The sequence below is a fragment of the Arthrobacter sp. NA-172 genome, from assembly GCF_043952055.1.
Classification (GTDB): Bacteria; Actinomycetota; Actinomycetes; order Actinomycetales; family Micrococcaceae; genus Arthrobacter.
The window spans coordinates 20,692-39,334 of the sequence record NZ_JBINOT010000001.1 but is presented as its reverse complement, the minus strand read 5'-3'; the positions used below and the strand labels follow the sequence as shown (position 1 = coordinate 39,334).

The window sequence follows — 18,643 nt, the reverse complement described above, 5'->3', positions numbered from 1 at the left end:
CAACGAGGCCGGCGTGCCCGTCCGGCTCACAGGCGAAGACGTTGAACGCGGCACCTTCAGCCACCGCCACATCGTGGTCCACGATGCCACGACAGGAGACAAGGCGGAGCGGCTGGCCTTCGACAAAGCCCCGTTCCTCGTGGCCAACACCCCACTGACCGAAGTGGCCACCGTGGGCTTCGAGTACGGCTACGGCCGGACCAACACGGACTCCCTGCAGATCTGGGAGGCGCAGTTCGGCGACTTCGTCAACGTCGCCCAGGTGATGTTCGATCAGTTCATCATGGCCGGACACGACAAATGGGGCCGCGACAGCCGGCTCGTTATCCTCCTCCCCCACGGCTGGGAAGGTGCCGGGCCTGAGCACTCCTCGGCACGGCTGGAGAGGTTCCTCCAGTTGGCGGCCCGGGATAACTCGCGCATCATGATTCCCACCACCGCCGCGCAGTACTTCGCAGCCCTCGTCGGGGCAGCGGCGTCGGACGACCCGCGGCCGCACATCATCTTCACGCCCAAGTCGCTCCTCCGCGCAGAATCGGCAAAATCACCAATGGCCGACTTCGCACCCGTCAGGTTCAGGCCCGTCCTCGCCGACGGCGCCGCCAGCGACCAGACCCGCAGGCTCCTTCTGTGCTCCGGCAAGGTGGGCGTCGAAATCAAGGACCGCCTCGGCGACGGCGTGCGGCTCCTCCGGCTTGAAGGTCTCTACCCCTTCCCGCAGGAGGAAATCCTGCGGGAAGTGGCGGCCGCCGCGGCCAACCTTGAAGAGATTGTGTGGCTGCAGGAGGAGCCGGAGAACATGGGCGCCTGGACCTACGTGCTGCCCAAGCTCCTGAAGCTCGGCCTGGGCAAGTTTTCCCTGGGGTACGTCGGCAGGCCGGAGGCGGCATCCCCCGCCGACGGATACTCCGCCGCACACAAGGCCGGACAGGAGCGCATCCTCGCCACGGCCGCGCAGGCCGGTGAAGTCGACTACCGCATCAGCTGACGCGGATCTAGAGTAGCGGACAGGCGGGGCGTTGCAGGCTTGCCTGCAACGCCCCGCGTATTTGAGAGGAGACACGGGATGCGCATTGGAGTCGTCGAGGATGATGACGGGGTGGCCGGGGCGCTGATCGATGCGCTGGCTGCCAACCGCATCGCCGCCGACCGGATGTCCCGCGGCGGGGACATCCTTACCCGCCACCCGGAGTTCGACCTGGTCCTCCTCGACTTGGGACTGCCGGACATGGACGGCATCGAGGTCCTCCGCAGCCTCCGCCAGGCTCTCGGCCGTGCCGGTCATCATCCTCACCGCCCGCGACGACGAACGGTCGGTGGTCAGGGGGCTGCGCAACGGAGCCGATGACTACCTGGTCAAGCCGGCACGGATGACCGAACTGCTGGCCCGGATCGAGGCGATCCGGCGGCGGGCAGTCAGGGCGCGGGAGTCGACGTCGACCGTACGCCGGTTTGGCGATCTCGCCGTTGACCTTGCCGGGCGGGAGCTCACGATGGCAGGCACCCCCGTCCCGTTGACCACCAAGGAGTTTGAACTCCTCGCCGCGTTGGTGGACAACCCGGGCACCGCGGTCAGCAGGCAGCAATTGATGGACCAGGATCTGGGGGGACGCCTTTGTAGCAGTTTCAAAGTCCTTGGATGTCCACATGACAGCTCTCCGCGCCAAACTCGGCCGGCCGCCCCGGATCGAAACGATCCGGGGCTTCGGCTACCGCTGGATCGGCTGACGGTTGCGGACCCGCCTCCTCCTGGTCCTCGCAGTGCTGGGCGCCGTCGTCGTCACGGCCTTTGCCTTCCCCCTGGCGGCCTCCATGGCTGACGCACGGACCCGCGAATTTGTCCTGAGCCGCGATGCTGACCTCCAGCGTTTCACCGACTTGGCCGACGGCTACGCCAGGAACGGAAGTTCGGGCCTTCTCCTCGAGGAGGTTAGTGCTTATCACGGCCTGTATGGGGAGGCCGTGGCCGTTGTGTCAACACGGGGGGCCGCACCCTACGCCGTGGGAACCAGCCTTGACGATCCGGCCGTCGCCGCCGCGATTGGCCGGGCCCTGCGAAACGAAAGGTCATCCGGAGTGGAGCTGCTGACCCCCTGGAGCACCGACACCGTTGTCTTCGCCAAACCCATCGGAACGGGCGCACAGGTCAACGGGGCGGTGGTGATTGTTGCGTCGACAGAGTCCACTCGCAGTGACATTCTGCTGGGCTGGGCCGTCATCGGAGTCGGCTTCCTGACCGCCGTCATCGGCTTTGGCGCCCTGGCACTTTCCGTGAGCCGGTGGGTGCTGCGTCCCCTGGAGGAAGTCAGCACGCGCATGCAGCGGCTGACGAAAAGCCTCCCCTTCGTCGCAGTGGGCAGCGGGACACCCGGCTCCCCATCAGCCCTAGGCAGAACGGGGCCGCCGGAGCTGCGGAAGCTCTCCGCTGCCTTTGAAACGATGGACAGCGCGGTCCATACGTCGGTGGAGGCACAGCGCAGGCTGGTGGCCGACACAGCCCACCAGCTCCGGAATCCACTGGCAGCCCTGCAGCTGAGGCTGGACACCCTCGGACCGCGTGTGGAGGAGGAGGGCAAAAAGAGCCACGAACGCGCCATGGGCGAGGCCGTCCGGCTTGAAGAAATCCTCGATGACCTGTTGGCCCTTTCGGTTGCCGAGGCTCCAAGGACAAAAGGCGGCGACGGCGAAAACACGTGCGTCCCGCATCTGGTCGCCGTCGAACGGGCGGACTTCTGGCAGGACACGGCTGTGGAGTCAGGCATTGAGTTCCGAGTGGACCACGACGCCGCCGGGCTGGAGGCACTTGTCAGCACAGGCGATCTGGAACAGATCCTGGACGTGCTCTTCGACAACATCTGCAAATACGCCGGCCCCGGCACCACTGCGCGGATATCTACCGGCAGGAGCAACAGCCCTGAAGGGGGCCGTCGGACGGTGGTCACCGTTGCCGACGACGGCGCTGGCGTCGCGCCCGAGGAACTGGCACTTATCACCCGGAGGTTCTACCGGGGCAGCTCTCAGGGTGAAACGCCTGGAGACGGTGGCCACCCCACTGGCACCGGACTGGGCCTGTCCATTGTGGAGGCCCTCGTGGAAAGCAACGGCGGCGAGCTGCTGATCCGGGAAACCCCGGGCAGCGGCTTGACGGTCGTGATGTCGTTCGCAGCTCCTGCGGACCAGCCCGCCGGCCGCGGCCGACCGGCTGCTGACGACGCGCAAGAGGCCGGCGCATGACAACTCACCGCAGCTCCAATCCCCCGCTGTCCCGACGGCGGCTGCTCGCCGGCGCCGCGGCAGTCGCTGCAGGCATGTCCCTCGGCGGGTGCCAACCCGTCGCGCGCACATACAGCCTCGGCACAGCCGAGAACCGCGGCTTCTTCTTCGACTTCGGGCAATCACTGGCCGCCGCCGTCGAGCGTTCCGACACAGGCTTTACACTCGACCCGCGCATCACCGGGGGGTCGGTCGAGAACATCCCGGACATCCTGGCTGGGCGGCTGGACCTGGCCTTGGCCCTGGCCGACGTCGCCGCGACAGAGCGGGACAAACTACGGGCCGTGGGCCGCGTCTACCTGAACTATCTCCAGTTCGCAGTCCCGGCGGACTCCCCAATCCGCACCCTGACCGACCTGCGCGGACGCACCATCAGCCTGGGCGCCAGTTCGGCAACCGCCAGGGCCGGCGGGCTGCTGCTGAAGGCCGCCGGCCTCACCGAAGCCGATGTGCAGATCCGGGCTGTACCCATCACAGCAGTCCTGGATGCCCTCGCAAGCGGCGACGTGGAAGCCGCCCTGTTCGCCGGGGGCGTTCCCCACCCCGCGGTGGACCCCAGCGGCGGACGGGGCCCGGCCCAAGGACTGCGGCTGATCGACCTTTCGAGCTACTTGCCGGCACTACAGGCTGCCTACGGCCCCGTGTACCAGCAAGTCCGACTGCCCGTCGGCCTCTACGGAGCACGGGAAGAGGTCGGTTCTATCGGCATAGCGAGCCTTCTGTTGGCCCGGGCAGATCTACCGGACGATGTGGTGGGCCGGATCGTTGATGTCCTGGTCGGCAGATCCTCCGAACTCGTTCCCCCTGGCACCGTGGGCGTGCAGTACCTGGACACGCGCTCCCTGATCTACACATCCGGAGTGCCGCTTCGCGCCGGAGCGGCCGCGGCTTACCGCCGCCACCACAGATAACGCCGCCCGAGTATAAGCCAAATCACGACAACCCTAAGGGAGTCCTAAGAATTCGCTGTTTTCATTCTCAGGCGCGGTGATATGCGACACATTTGAACTAGTTCACGGGCGCAAGACCCGAACACGATGGCAACGACAGCAGAATGCCGTCGGCACTACAAGGACAAAGGAGTTCAAATGAACACACAACAAGCCGAGGTGCCGCCGGCAAAGCCGCGGGTCGTCAGCAACGTCATCAAGGGATGCCTAGGCAACCTGATCGAATGGTATGACTGGTTTGTTTACGCATCATTCAGCATCTACTTCGCGGCCTCATTCTTTCCATCCGGAAACCAGACCGCCCAACTGCTGTCAACGGCTACCGTCTTTGCCGTCGGGTTCCTCATGAGGCCCTTGGGCGGATGGATCCTGGGGATGTACGCAGACAGGTACGGCCGCCGCAACGCCCTGGCAGCATCGGTACTGCTGATGAGCGCAGGATCCCTGACCATCGCCCTCACCCCGTCCTTCGCCACGATCGGCATGTTCGCCCCGATTCTCCTTGTCATTGCCCGGCTTGCACAGGGCCTCAGCGTTGGAGGCGAATACGGATCCAGCGCAACCTCCACTGGCAGAGATCGCAACACCCGGCAAGCGCGGCTTCTACTCCAGCTTCCAGTATGTCGGCATCATCCTGGGCCAGCTCTCCGCATTGCTGGTCATGATCCTGCTGCAGAGCGTGCTGAACTCCGAGCAGATGGCCACCTGGGGATGGCGCGTGCCGTTCATCGTCGGAGCCGTAGCCGGCCTCGGCGTCATGATCCTGCGCCGCAGCATGGACGAATCCGAACACTACAAGATCGAACAGGCAAAGCGGTATGCCCCGTCACCCAGCACCGCGAAGCCGGTCGGTTCACTCCGCGCCCTGCTGCAGTACCCCCGCCAACTCCTTGCCGTCTTTGCACTGGCACTTGGCGGAACTGTCGCCTTCTACGTCTTCACCACCTATATGCAGAAGTACATGGTCAACACCTCAGGCATCGGCAAGGAAGATGCCTCCCTCATCAGCTTCTGCGCCCTATTCGTCTATATGTTCCTTCAGCCTGCAGCGGGAGCCCTCTCGGACCGCATCGGCCGTCGCAAAGTGATGCTCTTTTTCTCCATCGGCGGCACCGTCATGACGGTTCCACTTATGACGATGCTTTCACACACCACCAACGTTTTCGTTGCATTCGCCCTCATGTTGACCGGCCTGCTCTTCGTTTCCGGCTACACCGCACTGGCGGCCATCGTCAAAGCCGAGATGTTCCCCACCCGCGTACGCGCCCTCGGCGTCGGTATCCCCCACGCCCTCGTTGCCGCAACCTTCGGTGGCACCGCCGAACCCATCGCCCTCGCGCTGAAGCAGGCCGGCAACGAATCAGCCTTCTTCTGGTACGTCACGGTCTGCATCGCACTCACGCTTCTAGCGGCTGTCATGGTCAAGGACCCGGCCAAGAACTCCACGCTCGAAGCAGACCTGCTGCCCACGGCGGCCGAAAAGGCCAACACTGAGGCAGTCCTCGGCGGTTCGTCTCGGACCGCCTAATAGCCCAAGCACCCCAAGGAAAAATTGACGGACGACGGCGGGATCTTCCCGCCGTCGTCCGTTTCATCGAGACATCCGACCCTTGGCAAGAACAGCCCAAAACACTCTCGCAATTCAAAATGGAAACCGGAATGCAAAAGACCCAACCCTTTCGCGGGGCAAAACCGCTCTTCCAATACCAGTCCCCACTCCGGGTGTCTCAGCCAAAAAGCGTCAACCGAAAGCCCCCGGCAGCCCGCGACGAGAAAGATCAGGATTTGAACACCGCCGATGATCAACTGACCCGGCCCGCCGCGTCTGCCAACGCAGACACTGCCCTGTTCGTCCCCGATGACCGTTTTACCCAGGGGCCATAAACGCCGTTTTTACAGGGCCGTCAGGCCGCCGTCCACCGTGAAGATCCCACCGGTGGCGTAGGCCGATTCGTCGCTGGCGAGGAAGACCATAATGCCCTCAACATCGGCGGCGGTCCCCGGCCGTCCCAGCATCGTGGAGTCAACAAGGCCTGCCCGGCTGACGGGGTCATCGGCGATGGCCTGGACCAAGGGCGTTTCCGTGTAGCCCGGGACCACGATGTTGACCCGGATGCCGGCGTTGGCGTAGTCGGCTGCGACCACGCGGGCGAGGCCGTGGACTCCGGCCTTGGAGCTGGTGTAGGCGGTGAAGGTCTGGCCGCAGGCCACTACGGCTGTGGGACTGCCGGTACAGATGATGGAGCCGCCCCCGGCTTCCATGGCCCGGACGGCGTGCTTGAGGGTCAGGAAGGCGCCGCGCTGGTTGATGGCAATGGTCTTCTCCCATACCGCGAGGTCCAGGGCGCCCACCTTGGCGTCCTGGCCGAAAAGCTGCACGCCGGCGTTGGCCACCACGATATCGAGCCGGCCGCCCTCCGCGACGGCTGCATACGCCGCAGCAACACTGTCCTCATCGGAAATATCCATCCGGAGGACGTGCGCCGCGGCTGATCCGGTGGCCGCGGCGGCCTTTTCGGCGGCCTCTGTGTTGATATCTGCGAAGTAGACCGCAGCCCCTTCGGCGACGAACCGTTGGGCAACCGCCAGGCCGATCCCTGAGCCCGCCCCCGTCACCAGGGCAGTTTTTCTTTCAAGACGCAGACCCATGGGGTCTCCTTTCGCTAAGCGTGGTGCCGCCGCCCGGAAGCAGGCGGCAAAAGTGCGGGAACAGTGGGTCAGCCGGAGGCCGGAAAACGGACGACGGCGGCTGACCAGGGTTTGAGGGTCAGGCACCCTTGCGAGGTGTCGCCGTCGTTGTTGGGCCGGAATCGGATGGCCGCCCCCGGCCCGAAAGCGGTGCATTGGCCGTCGGCAGCGGCCACATCAGCGGGGAGCTGGACGTCCGCCTCAACGGCTGACCCGGAGAGGTTTCCGGCGAAAACCAGCAAGCTCCCGGACGCCAGCACGGGATACAGGGTCAGGGAGGACACGCTGTTGGCATGAACCGACAACAAGGCGCTGCCCCTTACTGCGGCCAGGGCCTTCAGCAATTCGCCTGCGGGGTTCAACCGGCCGGTTGCGTCTGAGATCCCCCTGGGCCCCGACGCTTCGAAGTAGCTGACGGACTCCACCCCGTCCAAGGTGAGCGCGTCAATGCTTGCCAGGGTCCACGCTGCGGTAAACGGTTCAGGCTGGAGCTCATCGGCATCCACCGCGGCAGCAACACCGGATGTGGCCACAGCGTTGAACCGCGGCAGCAACGTCACAGGCCCGACATGGAGGGGGCACCCGCCGCCCAGCCGCAGCGCGTTCCGGGCCACGAGCCGCTGCATGGGCACGCTGTCGATGATGTGCGCGGTTTCGGTGCTGTGCATCTGCGGCGTGATGCTGAAGGTGAGGGCGTCAGGGTCCGACGGCATGCGGCCGCTGGTGCGGTTCAGTTCGGTGAAGTGGGAGCGGGCGCCCGCGAGGAGCTCCCCCTCGAACCCGGCCGCCCGGACCGATGTCCTGAATTCGCCCCAGGTCTCCGGCTCAGTGAAGTGGCTGTCGGGGTGGAAGGCCGCAAGCCGCGTGGCCTGCCCCAGGTACGGTGCGAGGTCTGCCACGGAGCCAACAGGGTCCGGCGTCACGGCCCGGATATCCAGCCCCGCTCCATGGATGCCGGCCGCGTTTGCGGCTGCCTGCAGCCTGGCCGCCCAGCCGGATCGGGGAGCAGCCCCTGGTTCTTCGGTCAGTTCCACCAGGATGGCGTCCAGCCCAGGGATCACGCTCAGCAACCCCGGTTGCGGTCCGGCCCCTACTGCAAGCGCCGGCACACGGCCGGCTGCAGCGCCCAGTGCGGCGGCCGGACGGGTGACCGCCGGCTGGGCAGGGGCGGCCGTGCCGTCCGGACGGCTGCCCGCCGCCACTTCCACAGTCTCCGGGGGTTCCAGGCTGGCCGCTTCCAGCCGCACCGACTGCCGGACAACGTCCCCCGCTCCGATATGCACGGGGAACGGACGTGCGAGCGGGGTGCTGTAGGTCTTGAAGGACGCGTCCGTCCAGTTCCGCTGGTCCTCTGTCTCAAAGACATCCCCGGTGAATGCTAGCCGGAAGGCCGTGCCCGCGTCGGCCCACTGAAGGGCGGCGATGTCCATAAAGGGCTGGTACGGACTGACTTCAACCGGAAACCGTTCTCCGGTGCTGGTTCCGTCGGAATGCTCCACGGTGACGTTCCGCCCGGCTTCCTCGGGCGGGTGGAGGACCACCAGGCCGATCCGGTTACTGCGGAAAGCGTGCATGGCGGTGCCCTCAAAGGCGATTTCGACGGCGTCGGGTGTGAACTCCGCCGTCAGTTCCCCTTGGTACTCAACGCCGTAGCCGGCAAATCCGACCTTCCAGCGCGCAAGCAGGCCGTTGAGGGCACGGGTGATCTCGACACTTCCAAGGGTAGGTTGCGGAGTCCTCCAGTCCCTGGTCGCGGACGACGGCCTTGACAGCCCGCAGTACCGGCCGGCCCGCATAACTTATGTGGGCCAGTTCGTCGCCCACAAGATGGGCGGCCCAGGGTCCTGCGGACAGGGCGTGGCGCGGGGGTGCGAGCCGGGCCTGGACGGCAAGGGGCAGTTCCGGTTGGTTGATGTGATGCTGGCTCGTCAGGGGCTGGGAAGACACGTCACTGCTCTCTGCCGTGTCCGGCGCTTCTGTGGCCCGGCTGCCCGGCGTGCTGATGCGAATTCAAAGATAGCCTGTCAGGCAGGCCATTATTCGATTATGGGATCGACGAAGAGATCAAGTCAACCGGTTGACCAATAACCGGATGGAAGCTGGCCCGCGAAAGCTACTGGGAGGCGTCGAAACCCGCGAGCAGCCGTCTGGATGCCGTGAGCATATGCGAGTGCATGGTCCTGGTGACCGCCTCGCTGTCGTGTGCCTCAAGGGCAGCGAAAATCTCCGTATGCTCCTTCAGGGCGGCGGCGGCATGACCCTCGTCAGTAAGGGCGCGGTCCACCCAGATCCGCAGCAGGGACCTGATGCTCTGCAGCAACTCCTGCAGTACCTGGTTTCCGGAACTTACCGCGATTTCCCGGTGGAACGCGGCGTCCGCCTCCACAAAGGCCGCGAGGTCCTCAAGGGTCTCTGCCATGGCGGCCAGGTTGGCGCGCATCCGGTCCAGCGACTCCGCCGTGATCCGTTCAGCCGCGAGCTGTGCCGCCTGCACCTCAAGGCCGCTTCGCAACTCCACGAGCTCGCGGGTCCGGGGGGCTCCCAGCATCAGGCCCCAGCTCAATGTCCGGGGCAGGAGTTCGGAGATGCCGTCACGCAGGTATGTCCCGGAACCCGGCCGGACGATCACGATCCCCAGAATCTCCAGCGCGGCGAGGGCCTCGCGCACCGCGGACCGGCCCACACCCAGTGAAGCGGCGAGCTGGCGCTCGGCAGGAAGCCTTGTTCCGACGGCGATATCGCCGCTGGTGAAGTAGGCGAGCAGGCGCTCGGCGACCTCGGACACAACGGAACCCTGGACTACAGAGCCGAGCGCTTCGCTGATTTTGGCCGACGAGGCGGCAGAGTTTATGGGCACGCTCCAAGCCTAGCAACCGGCCCTCCCCGTGTAGGCCGGAACAACAAACAAGTCAACCGGTTGACCAATTCCGGTTTTATCTTTTATGGTGGAACTCACACACTTTGCAGCCGTCCCTGCGTCCTGACACTTTGAGGGCCAGCCGACAGAACCCCAAGCCTCCATTGAAGGAAGCGGCCGGGAACATCACTATCTAGGAGTCAACGTGGACACCACACAATCGGTGGTCGAAAGATCTGCAATCAGGAAGGTGGCGATCCGGCTTGTGCCGTTCGTCGCCCTGATGTTCTTCATCAACTACCTGGACCGCACGGCCATCTCCTTCGCCGGCCCCAACGGCATGAACACAGACCTGGCGCTCTCGGCGGCACAGTTCGGCTTCGCCTCCGGTGTCTTCTTCATCGGCTACATCCTGCTTGAAATCCCCAGCAACCTGGCCCTCCACAAGTTCGGCGCCCGCCGCTGGCTCGCCCGCATCATGGTCAGCTGGGGCATCGTCTCCCTGCTGTTCACCTGGGTGGGCAACGTTGAGCAGCTCTACATCCTGCGCTTCATCCTGGGCGTGGCCGAGGCCGGCTTCTTCCCCGGCGCCATCCTGTTCCTCAGCCTGTGGGTACCGTCCCGCCACCGCAGCAAGATCCTGGCCCTCTTCTACCTGGCCCAGCCGCTGACCACTGTGATCGGCGCCCCGCTGGCCGGTCTCCTTATCCAGCAGCACGGACTCTTCGGCCTCGAGGGCTGGCGCGTTATGTTCTTTGGCGTCGCGGTCCCCGCCATCCTCATCGGGGTGATTGCCTGGTTCTACCTCGCTGACTCCCCCGCCAAAGCCAAGTGGCTGACGCAGGACGAGAAGATCTGGCTGACCGGCGCCTTGGAGCAGGAAAAGAAGGAAACCGCAGCAGGCAACAAGCACGTCAGCGTCCGCACCGTGTTCGGCAACGGCCGCGTCTGGATGCTCTCCGCGATCTACTTCGGCTTCATCTACGGCCTGTACGCCCTCGGGTTCTTCCTGCCCACCATCATCTCCGGCTTCGAAGGCATCTACGGCACCAAGTTCGACGTCTTCCAGAAGGGCCTGATCACCGCGATCCCGTACCTGCCGGCAGCCTTCGCCCTGTACTTCTGGTCCAAGGACGCCACCAAGCGGGGCGTCAAGACCTGGCACATTGCACTTCCCGCCCTGACCGGCGCCGTCAGCATTCCGCTGGCGCTGTTCGCGGGATCCCCGGCAGCCACTATCGCAGTCATCACCATCACCGCCATGTCCATCTTCGCGGCCCTGCCCAACTTCTGGACGGTGCCCACCCAGTTCCTAACCGGCGCCGCAGCAGCCGCAGGAATCGCCCTGATCAACACCGTGGGCAACCTTGCCGGCTTCAGCGCAGGCTACGTCACGGGCTGGCTCAAGGACTGGACGGGCAGCTACACCGTCCCGATGTTCGTAGTGGGCGGTTTCATGCTCCTGTCCTGCATCCTGATGGTCACCCTCAGCCGCTCCGGCAAGGTCAGCGAAGGCGTACCGGCTGAAGCGCTCGACCCCTCGGGCGCCGGCCACCACGCCGAGCCGTAGGACCAAGGGGCGCCCCTCCTCCCCGGAAGGGCGCCTCGCACCCGCGTCGCCAGCCCGCCCGAATCACGACCTCCCTAGTTAAGCCCAGGAGCTTTGCCATGACCCGCCTGTTCAACGAACCCGCAGCTTTTGCTGACGAAATGATTGAGGGCTTCGTCGCCTCCCACCAACGCTGGGTCAAGCGTGTGTCCGGCGGCGTTGTCCGCAACACCAAGAGCACCCCGGACACGGTGGCACTGGTGATTGGCGGCGGCTCCGGCCACTACCCCGCCTTCGCCGGACTTGTTGGCCATGGCTCACGGAGCGGCGATGGGCAACCTCTTCGCTTCCCCCTCGGCACAGCAGGTTTACAACGTCGCCAGAGCAGCGGACAACGGCGGCGGCGTGTTGCTGGGCTACGGCAACTACGCGGGCGACGTCCTGCACTTCAACCAGGCCCAGGACCGCCTCCGCAAGGAAGGCATCGACTGCCGCAGCATCGCCGTCACTGACGACGTTTCTTCCGCCCCCTGGCGGAGCGCACCAAGCGCCGCGGCATCGCCGGTGACCTCACCGTCTTCAAGGTGGCTGCGGCCGCCGCGGAAGCCGGCTACGCCATGGACGCGGTGGTGGAAATCGCCGGGCGCGCCAACCACCGCACCCGTTCGTTCGGCGTCGCATTCACCGGTTGCACCCTCCCGGGCGCGGACCACCCGCTGTTCTCCGTCCCCGAGGGCCGCATGGCCGTGGGCATGGGTATCCACGGCGAACCGGGCATCGGCGAAACGGACATTCCGACGGCGGATGAACTCGCCGAACTGCTGGTGTCCAAGCTCCTCACCGAGGTCCCGGAGGGCATCGTCGCGGACGGTTCAACCCGGGCCCGTGTGGTTCCCATCCTCAACGGCCTGGGCAGCGTCAAGTATGAAGAGCTCTTCGTGGTGTACCGCCGCATCGCCCAGCTCCTCGCTGAAGCAGGCCTTGAATCCGTGGACCCGCAGGTGGGCGAGCTGGTCACCAGCTTCGACATGGCAGGAACATCGCTCACCCTGTTCTGGCTTGATGACGAACTGGAGAAGCTCTGGAACGCCCCTGCTGACACGCCGGCCTTCCGCCGCGGCGCCGTCACCGCCGAGGCCCTGGACGCCACCGGCGGTGAGGCGGCCGACGTCGAGCTTTCCATCCCCGACGCGACGCCGGAGTCCCGCGCTGGTGCCGCCCGTGTCACTGGCCGCCCTCGGCGCTGCCAGGGCCGTGGTGGATGCCAACGCGGACGAGCTGGGCCGGATCGACGCAATCGCCGGCGACGGTGACCACGGCATCGGCATGGAACGCGGCGTCCGCGCCGCCGTCGACGCTGCGGAAGACGCCGTCGCCCGCGGTGCCGGCGCCGCCACCACCCTGCACTTCGCCGGCGAGACGCCTGGGCCGACAAGGCCGGAGGCACGTCCGGCGCCCTCTGGGGAATGGCCCTGCGGGCCGTCGGCGACGCCGTAGGAGACAGCACAGCGCCCGACGCAGCCGCTCTGGCCGCCGGAGTCGCGGGAGCCGCGGCCTCGATCATGGACTTCGGTAAGGCCAAGCCGGGCGACAAGACCCTGGTGGACGTCCTGGTTCCGTTCCGCGATGCCCTGGCATCCGGCGTCGAAGCCGGCAAGTCCCTCACTGAGGCCTGGGCGGCCGCCGCGGTGACCGCAGAGCAGGCCGCCGATGACACCGCCCAGCTGTTGCCCCGCGTGGGCCGTGCGCGCCCGCACGCCGAGAAAAGCCTCGGCACCCCCGACGCCGGAGCGGTGTCCATGGCACTGATCATCCGAGCCATCCACAACACGCTCATCGAGCGGACAACCATAAAGGAGAAAGCATGAGCGCCAAACTGCGCCTGGTCGTCGGTTGCGACGACGCCGGATACGAGTACAAGGAAGCCCTGAAGCCTGACCTGGAAGCCTCCGACCTGGTCGAATCCGTCACCGACGTCGGGGTGGACGCCACCAGCCACACCCCCTACCCCTCCGTGGCCATCGCCGCCGCCGAACTCGTCGCCGCCGGCAAAGCAGACCGCGCACTTCTGGTCTGCGGCACCGGCCTGGGCGTTGCCATCGCCGCGAACAAGGTGCCGGGCATCCGAGCCGTCACAGCCCACGACAGCTACTCCGTCGAACGGTCCATCCTGTCCAACAACGCCCAGGTCCTCACGTTCGGCCAGCGCGTCGTCGGCCTCGAACTGGCCCGCCGGCTCGCCCGCGAATGGCTCACCTACACCTTCGACGAAACCTCCGCCTCGGCCGAGAAAGTCACCCTGATTAAGGACTACGAGGGTGTCACTTCCTGCTAAGCCCGCCACCGGCGGAACATCACCGAAGGCCATCATCGGCGTCAGCCTGAAGATGTACTTCGGCTACCAGCGTTCGGTGGACTACTGCCGCGACGTTGCCGCGATCGCATTCGCGCACCCGGCCATCCAGAACGGCGACATCGAGCTCTTTGTCCTGCCCACCCTGCCCGTGCTGCCCGAAGCTGCCCGCATCCTCGGAACCGCAGGGGCTGCCACCGGCGCGCAGGACATCTTCTGGGAAGACGAAGGCGCGTACACCGGCGAGGTCGGCGGCCAAACCGTCGCCGAACTCGGCTGCCGCTACGTCGAGGTGGGCCACGCCGAACGGCGCCGGATCTTCGGCGAGGACGACACGGTCATCGGGCTGAAGACCGCCGCGGCTTACCGCAACGGCCTCACGCCCGTCCTGTGCGTCGGGGAACTGCAGCAGGGATCCGTGAATGAAGCGGTCACCCGCTGCTCCGCGCAAATCGATGCGGCCATCAACCGCGCCCGGTCCTTGGCACCGGCCCGCCGGACCATTGTGGCGTACGAGCCGCAGTGGGCCATCGGCGCCTCGGAACCGGCCACGCCGGAGTACATCAGCGCCGTCATCACCGGACTGGACGCACACCTGCGCGGCCTGCCCGGCCAGGCGGACAGCCGCGTGATCTACGGCGGCAGCGCCGGGCCCGGCCTGATTTCCAAGCTGGACTCCGCCGTCGCCGGCCTGTTCCTGGGCCGCTTCGCGCACGATCCCCAAGCACTGAAGACCATCCTTGATGAGACAGCAGCACGGCTGGCCGCAGCGGCGGTGACGGTATGAGCTCACGAATCGGTCTGAGCAGCTACGCGTTCTTCTGGCAGCTCTCGGATAAGGTCTCCGAGCCGCTGAGCATCCACCAGGCGATCGAGCGGACCGCGGACCTGGGCGTGGACCTCTTCCAGGTCTGCGACTACGCACCGCTGGAAACCATGACGGACCCCGAACTGAAAGCAGTCCGGGCCACCGCGGACCGGCTGGGAATCTCGCTGGAGCTAGGCACCAAGGGCATCCGCCCCGAGCACCTGCGGAAGTTCCTCCACATCGCAGGGATCCTGGGCTCACCCCTGCTGAGGACCATGTTCAACACGCCCGGCCATGCCCCAACGGCAGAAGAAGCCGTGGCAATCTTCAAAGAAGTCCTGCCCGGGTTCGAGGCCGCGGGCGTAAAGATCGCGGTGGAAACCTACGAACAGGTGCCCACCGCACGAATCCTGGACGTTATACGCGGCGTGGACAGCCACTGGCTCGGCATCTGCAGCGACCCTGCCAACACCATTGCAGCCCTGGAGATGCCGCGCGAGGTGATGGACGCCGTCGCACCCCACGTCCTGAACATGCACATCAAGGACTTCGCCTTCACCCGCAAAGACGGGTGGGTCGGCTTCACCTACGCCGGCGCACCGCTCGGCGAAGGCCTGCTCGACTACGACTACATGGTCAGCACCTTCCAGCCTCACCAAAGAAACATCAACCAGATCGTCGAACACTGGCTGCCCTGGCAGGACTCCGAGGCGGAAACCATCCGCCTCGAAAACCAGTGGACCCAGCACAGCATCGAATTCCTAAGGAGCAAATGAAATGTCAGCAGAAAAATTGACTGTCGCCGTCATCGGAGCCGGTGGCAAAATGGGAATGCGCGTTTCCCGGAACCTCCAGAAGAGCGCCCACACCGTGTTCTACAGCGAGAACTCCCCCGCCGGCCAGGAGCGCATCCAGGCCGAAGGCCGTGACATCACCGCCGCCGACGACGCCGTGAAGGGCGCCGACGTCGTGATCCTCGCCGTCCCTGACACCGTCCTTGGCATCGTGTCCGAAGGCATCGTCCCGCAGATGAAACCCGGCTCGATCCTCCTCACCCTAGACCCGGCCGCCGCGTACGCCGGCCTGCTGGCCAAGCGCGACGACGTGGTCCAGGCCGTTGCGCACCCGTGCCACCCGTCCGTGTTCCTGGAGCGCACCACCAAGGAAGAATGGGCCGACACTTTCGGCGGCCAGGGCGCCCCGCAGAACGTGGTTGCCGCGATCGACGATGACGCACCGTCTGCCACCCGTGACGCTGCCGAAGCGACCATCCGCACCATCTACGCCCCGGTCATCGACGTCCACTGGGTCACCGTGAAGCAGCTCGCCATCCTCGAGCCCACCCTCGTGGAGACCGTGGCCTGCATGATCGGCACCCTCCTCAACGAGGCCCTCCACGAAACCGTCCACACCGCCGGCGTTCCCGAGGAGGCAGCCAAGGCCATGCTGTTCGGCCACGTCCAGATCGCCCTCACCAACGCCCTGCGCGGCTCCAACCCGTTCTCCGAGGCCTGCGAAATCGCCATCCAGTACGGCAAGGACACCATCATCAAGGACGACTGGAAGAAGATCTTCGACGACTCCGAACTCGACGGCGTCATCGCCAAAATGCTTAAGCTGGACGCCGTCAAGCGCTAGCCACGGCCTCTGGGGTGCCCGGCGCCGCCGGACACCCCAGACGGTAGTTTCTTCCATTTCGCCCTGCTCATTCCGCCTCAACTTGCCAATGTTGCATCGGCTGGAGGTATTACCGGTGGAACAGGTTACTGGTATGAACGCCAGCCCCAGCAGCAGCGCTGCCGAACTCGATAAACTCTGGCAGCTTCTGCCAGCCGTTCCTGAAAAGGACATGGTCGAATGCAGCGCGTGCCTTGGGAGGAGCCGCGGCAGGACTATGAGCCCGATTCTGTGGCCCGGAGATCAGCCCCGCTCCCCCATGCGGTACCGTTACGTGCTTGGATGTTTTTGAAATCGGAATTAAGGCCAACATCCGGCAACCCCTTCACCAACGTAAGGCTCGCTGCTACGTTTGTCCGCACTGATGCCGCGGACAGGAAAGTAGCGGATTAGGGCTTTTACGGGGCCGCTTGCGATCTTCCGGTGAAGAGCGGTGACATCAGCTCCCTCCTCCTGTGCTGACCCGGGATTGGCACTAATGCTGTCTCAGGACAGCTTTAGTGCATTGACACATATGCTGCGATAAGAAAGCATTAGTGTATGAGTTCAATCGAAGCAATGACGACCCATGAGGCAGGGGAACGCCTCGGCATTACCCAGGCTTCGGTCCGGCAACTCGTCGGCTCCGGCCAGCTGACTGTCGTTGGAAGGGCCGGCAGGGCTTTGCTGTTGAATCGCTCTTCAGTAGAACGACGGGCAGCTGCAGGCACTCGGCGGGGCCGTGCATGGACCCCCAAGGTCGCGTGGGCGGCGCTGACCATGCTTTCTGGCGGCAACCCGGGCTGGATCTCACCGTCTGAGAAGTCACGCCTCAAAAGCAGGCTCCGCGGCCGGACCGCCGAGGACGTCCCCGTCCTGGCACGCCACAAGGACCGGATCCGCCGCTACCGGGTGACACCGGACGGACTGCCTATCCTTCAGGATCACCTCATTCCCGGTGGCGTCTCGGCCCTGCGCAGTGAAGCGGTAGCAGTCAGGTTCGGCCTGACTGGCGGCAGCGGACTAATCGAGGGTTATCTGATGCAAGGCGACGCCGAACAGCTCGCCGCAGCCCTCGGGATGGTCGAAGACCCGGAAGGGAACGCCATTGTCCGGGAGGTGGCAATCACTGAGCCCTTCGCTGAGGGCTGTGCACCCCTGGCTGCGATCGCAGTGGACCTGATGGGCAGCCTCTCAACCCGTGAACGACGCGCCGGCCGGCGCGTCATCAACGAGCTCCTCCATGCCTGAGCCGACGACGGAGATACCGGTCGGACCCGCCGACGACCGGGAGGTCTGGGACACCCCTGTGCCGGCGGGCGGCTGGGGAACTCCCTGGCCGCAGTCCCGTGCCCGGTTCTCCTGGGCCGTGAGCGTTGTGTTGTCATGAACAGCTCTCTTGCGGGAGTTGGCCCACACCGCCCGCCGGGATCCCGGGTGCGCGGCAGGGTCCCGGACGGGTTCGGCACGCAGATCAGGGTTGTTCTCATTCTTGTGGCCGGTCCTGGGGTGACTGTATCGGTCAGCTGCCCGTCGCTGAACGCGTCACCGTGCCAGCGGAAATGCGAGGCCAGATCGTTCGGCGCTTTCGTCATCCGGGAACCGACAATGAACCGCAGGTTCGCCTCGTCCAGCTCGCGCAGATTGCCGGTTGAAAGCATGCCGGCGTCGGCGACGACGACCATGTCGGCCAGGCCGGCATGCCGGCGTCGGCGACGACGACCATGTCGGCCAGGCCGTGGCGGACCTGGAACTGCTTGATAATCGGGATCATGGTTGCCGTCTTGGCCTTGTTGCCTTCGAAGCAGCCGATCTCCAACGGAAACCCACCGCGATCCACCAGCAGACCGACAACGATCTGGGGGATCAACGCGACGTTCCTTGGAGTACCCGACTTTCCGCAGCTCGTCTTCCTTCTCCGCCTCGAAATACAAGGTGGTCACGTCATAGAGCACCAGTGAGACGTCTCCGTCGGTCCTGGCGTGCTCGAAGCGCCAGGTCGCGACCCGGTCGCGGTACTTACCCGCAGCTGCCCGGGCAAGGGTCCGCTTCATAGTCGCGTAGCTGGCAGGACTCTGACCGAGGTCCCGCAGGACTCTGCCGGCATCCAGCAGTGAAGTTGGTTCCACGACCCGGGCGATCACCAGATCCCGGAACACCTCGTCACCGAGGCCATCGAACTTCAACGACGTGAACACCCAGGCCAACGCATTGAACAGCAACCGCGAGTCCGTGCACACCACGCGGGCAGGGCCCTCGCGGCCAGGAATTGCTGCCGTTCCGGCAATATCGAACAGGCCCGGATTATCAGCAGGGGCAACCAGATTCTTCACTGGAGGCGTGCGCTCGACACCAAGCTCAAGGACGCCCTGCGCCGGGTTCTCCAGCAACTCGCGCGCACGCTCCAGTAGGACACCGAGTTCGGCTTCCGTATGCGCCGAACCGACGTGCTCCACTATGCGCTGACGCCCCCGCACATACTCCGCAATCTGCACACCGGTCGCCCCCG

Annotated in this window: 16 protein-coding genes and 3 pseudogenes; 15 read left to right on the top strand and 4 right to left on the bottom strand. The window is 65.5% G+C overall.

Translation table 11 applies throughout. From position 1 onward, the window contains the following. Nucleotides 1-13: 13 nt before the first annotated feature. From ACF0H6_RS00205 to ACF0H6_RS00170, 8 genes and pseudogenes are all read left to right on the top strand, one after another. Nucleotides 14-988: a hypothetical protein gene (locus tag ACF0H6_RS00205; protein WP_395247969.1), complete on the top strand. Its 975-nt coding sequence runs from the start codon at nt 14-16 to the stop codon at nt 986-988. Nucleotides 989-1,066: 78 nt separating this feature from the next. Continuing rightward, nucleotides 1,067-1,348: a response regulator gene (locus tag ACF0H6_RS00200; protein ID WP_395247968.1), complete on the top strand. Its 282-nt coding sequence runs from the start codon at nt 1,067-1,069 to the stop codon at nt 1,346-1,348. Next, nucleotides 1,275-1,553 (top strand): annotated as a pseudogene (locus ACF0H6_RS00195) (response regulator transcription factor); the annotation flags it as partial. The gene ACF0H6_RS00200 and the pseudogene ACF0H6_RS00195, both read left to right, overlap by 74 nt. Nucleotides 1,554-1,647: 94 nt before the next feature. Continuing rightward, complete coding sequence (locus ACF0H6_RS00190; RefSeq protein ID WP_395249839.1) at nt 1,648-1,728, top strand: hypothetical protein; 81 nt, start codon at nt 1,648-1,650, stop codon at nt 1,726-1,728. Between the two features lie 3 nt (nt 1,729-1,731). Continuing rightward, nucleotides 1,732-3,234, top strand: coding sequence for a sensor histidine kinase (locus ACF0H6_RS00185; protein ID WP_395247967.1), 1,503 nt, complete (start codon nt 1,732-1,734; stop codon nt 3,232-3,234). Beyond that, on the top strand, nt 3,231-4,184 hold the full coding sequence (locus ACF0H6_RS00180; protein ID WP_395247966.1) for a TAXI family TRAP transporter solute-binding subunit: 954 nt from the start codon (nt 3,231-3,233) through the stop codon (nt 4,182-4,184). Before ACF0H6_RS00185 ends, ACF0H6_RS00180 begins: the two co-directional genes overlap by 4 nt. Nucleotides 4,185-4,310: 126 nt before the next feature. Beyond that, nucleotides 4,311-4,721 (top strand): annotated as a pseudogene (locus ACF0H6_RS00175) (MFS transporter); the annotation flags it as partial. Between the two features lie 37 nt (nt 4,722-4,758). Next, nucleotides 4,759-5,751: an MFS transporter gene (locus ACF0H6_RS00170; RefSeq protein WP_395247965.1), complete on the top strand. Its 993-nt coding sequence runs from the start codon at nt 4,759-4,761 to the stop codon at nt 5,749-5,751. Between the two features lie 365 nt (nt 5,752-6,116). Here ACF0H6_RS00170 and ACF0H6_RS00165 read toward each other — a convergent pair whose 3' ends face one another. From ACF0H6_RS00165 to ACF0H6_RS00155, 3 genes are all read right to left on the bottom strand, one after another. Further along, nucleotides 6,117-6,872, bottom strand: coding sequence for an SDR family NAD(P)-dependent oxidoreductase (locus ACF0H6_RS00165; RefSeq protein WP_395247964.1), 756 nt, complete (start codon nt 6,870-6,872; stop codon nt 6,117-6,119). A gap of 68 nt (nt 6,873-6,940) precedes the next feature. Continuing rightward, entirely contained in the window at nt 6,941-8,707 is a 1,767-nt protein-coding gene (locus tag ACF0H6_RS00160) for a hypothetical protein (protein WP_395247963.1), read from the bottom strand. A gap of 317 nt (nt 8,708-9,024) precedes the next feature. Next, on the bottom strand, nt 9,025-9,768 hold the full coding sequence (locus tag ACF0H6_RS00155) for a FadR/GntR family transcriptional regulator (protein WP_395247962.1): 744 nt from the start codon (nt 9,766-9,768) through the stop codon (nt 9,025-9,027). 205 nt (nt 9,769-9,973) lie between these two features. Between ACF0H6_RS00155 and ACF0H6_RS00150 the strand changes: the two genes are divergently transcribed. The 7 genes and pseudogenes from ACF0H6_RS00150 to ACF0H6_RS00120 all read left to right on the top strand — a co-directional run bounded on the left by ACF0H6_RS00150 (nt 9,974) and on the right by ACF0H6_RS00120 (nt 17,385). After that, entirely contained in the window at nt 9,974-11,338 is a 1,365-nt protein-coding gene (locus ACF0H6_RS00150) for an MFS transporter (protein ID WP_395247961.1), read from the top strand. A 98-nt stretch (nt 11,339-11,436) separates the two neighbouring features. Beyond that, nucleotides 11,437-13,185, top strand: a pseudogene (locus ACF0H6_RS00145) (dihydroxyacetone kinase family protein). Beyond that, nucleotides 13,182-13,652 (top strand): ribose-5-phosphate isomerase, encoded by a 471-nt coding sequence (locus ACF0H6_RS00140; protein ID WP_395247960.1) that lies wholly within the window; start codon nt 13,182-13,184, stop codon nt 13,650-13,652. The pseudogene ACF0H6_RS00145 and the gene ACF0H6_RS00140 overlap by 4 nt, the downstream one beginning before the upstream one ends. Beyond that, nucleotides 13,636-14,457, top strand: a complete 822-nt coding sequence (locus ACF0H6_RS00135; RefSeq protein ID WP_395247959.1) for a triose-phosphate isomerase family protein — start codon at nt 13,636-13,638, stop codon at nt 14,455-14,457. The genes ACF0H6_RS00140 and ACF0H6_RS00135 overlap by 17 nt, the downstream gene beginning before the upstream one ends. Next, nucleotides 14,454-15,254 (top strand): sugar phosphate isomerase/epimerase family protein, encoded by an 801-nt coding sequence (locus ACF0H6_RS00130; protein ID WP_395247958.1) that lies wholly within the window; start codon nt 14,454-14,456, stop codon nt 15,252-15,254. Before ACF0H6_RS00135 ends, ACF0H6_RS00130 begins: the two co-directional genes overlap by 4 nt. Nucleotide 15,255: 1 nt before the next feature. Next, entirely contained in the window at nt 15,256-16,116 is an 861-nt protein-coding gene (locus ACF0H6_RS00125) for a phosphogluconate dehydrogenase C-terminal domain-containing protein (protein ID WP_395247957.1), read from the top strand. Nucleotides 16,117-16,695: 579 nt separating this feature from the next. After that, nucleotides 16,696-17,385, top strand: a complete 690-nt coding sequence (locus tag ACF0H6_RS00120; protein WP_395247956.1) for a DNA-binding protein — start codon at nt 16,696-16,698, stop codon at nt 17,383-17,385. A gap of 340 nt (nt 17,386-17,725) precedes the next feature. Here ACF0H6_RS00120 and ACF0H6_RS00115 read toward each other — a convergent pair whose 3' ends face one another. Further along, nucleotides 17,726-18,004: a hypothetical protein gene (locus tag ACF0H6_RS00115; protein ID WP_395247955.1), complete on the bottom strand. Its 279-nt coding sequence runs from the start codon at nt 18,002-18,004 to the stop codon at nt 17,726-17,728. Between the last annotated feature and the right edge of the window lie 639 nt (nt 18,005-18,643).

What these genes read in the sequence shown, in the direction of transcription:
- ACF0H6_RS00200 (WP_395247968.1), top strand. Translation starts at nt 1,067, where the DNA reads ATGCGCATTGGAGTCGTCGAGGATGATGACGGGGTGGCCGGGGCGCTG.
- ACF0H6_RS00190 (WP_395249839.1), top strand. Translation starts at nt 1,648, where the DNA reads ATGACAGCTCTCCGCGCCAAACTCGGCCGGCCGCCCCGGATCGAAACG.
- ACF0H6_RS00180 (WP_395247966.1), top strand. Translation starts at nt 3,231, where the DNA reads ATGACAACTCACCGCAGCTCCAATCCCCCGCTGTCCCGACGGCGGCTG.
- ACF0H6_RS00165 (WP_395247964.1), bottom strand. Translation starts at nt 6,872, where the DNA reads ATGGGTCTGCGTCTTGAAAGAAAAACTGCCCTGGTGACGGGGGCGGGC.
- ACF0H6_RS00160 (WP_395247963.1), bottom strand. Translation starts at nt 8,707, where the DNA reads ATGCGGGCCGGCCGGTACTGCGGGCTGTCAAGGCCGTCGTCCGCGACC.
- ACF0H6_RS00140 (WP_395247960.1), top strand. Translation starts at nt 13,182, where the DNA reads ATGAGCGCCAAACTGCGCCTGGTCGTCGGTTGCGACGACGCCGGATAC.
- ACF0H6_RS00130 (WP_395247958.1), top strand. Translation starts at nt 14,454, where the DNA reads ATGAGCTCACGAATCGGTCTGAGCAGCTACGCGTTCTTCTGGCAGCTC.
- ACF0H6_RS00125 (WP_395247957.1), top strand. Translation starts at nt 15,256, where the DNA reads ATGTCAGCAGAAAAATTGACTGTCGCCGTCATCGGAGCCGGTGGCAAA.
- ACF0H6_RS00120 (WP_395247956.1), top strand. Translation starts at nt 16,696, where the DNA reads ATGAGTTCAATCGAAGCAATGACGACCCATGAGGCAGGGGAACGCCTC.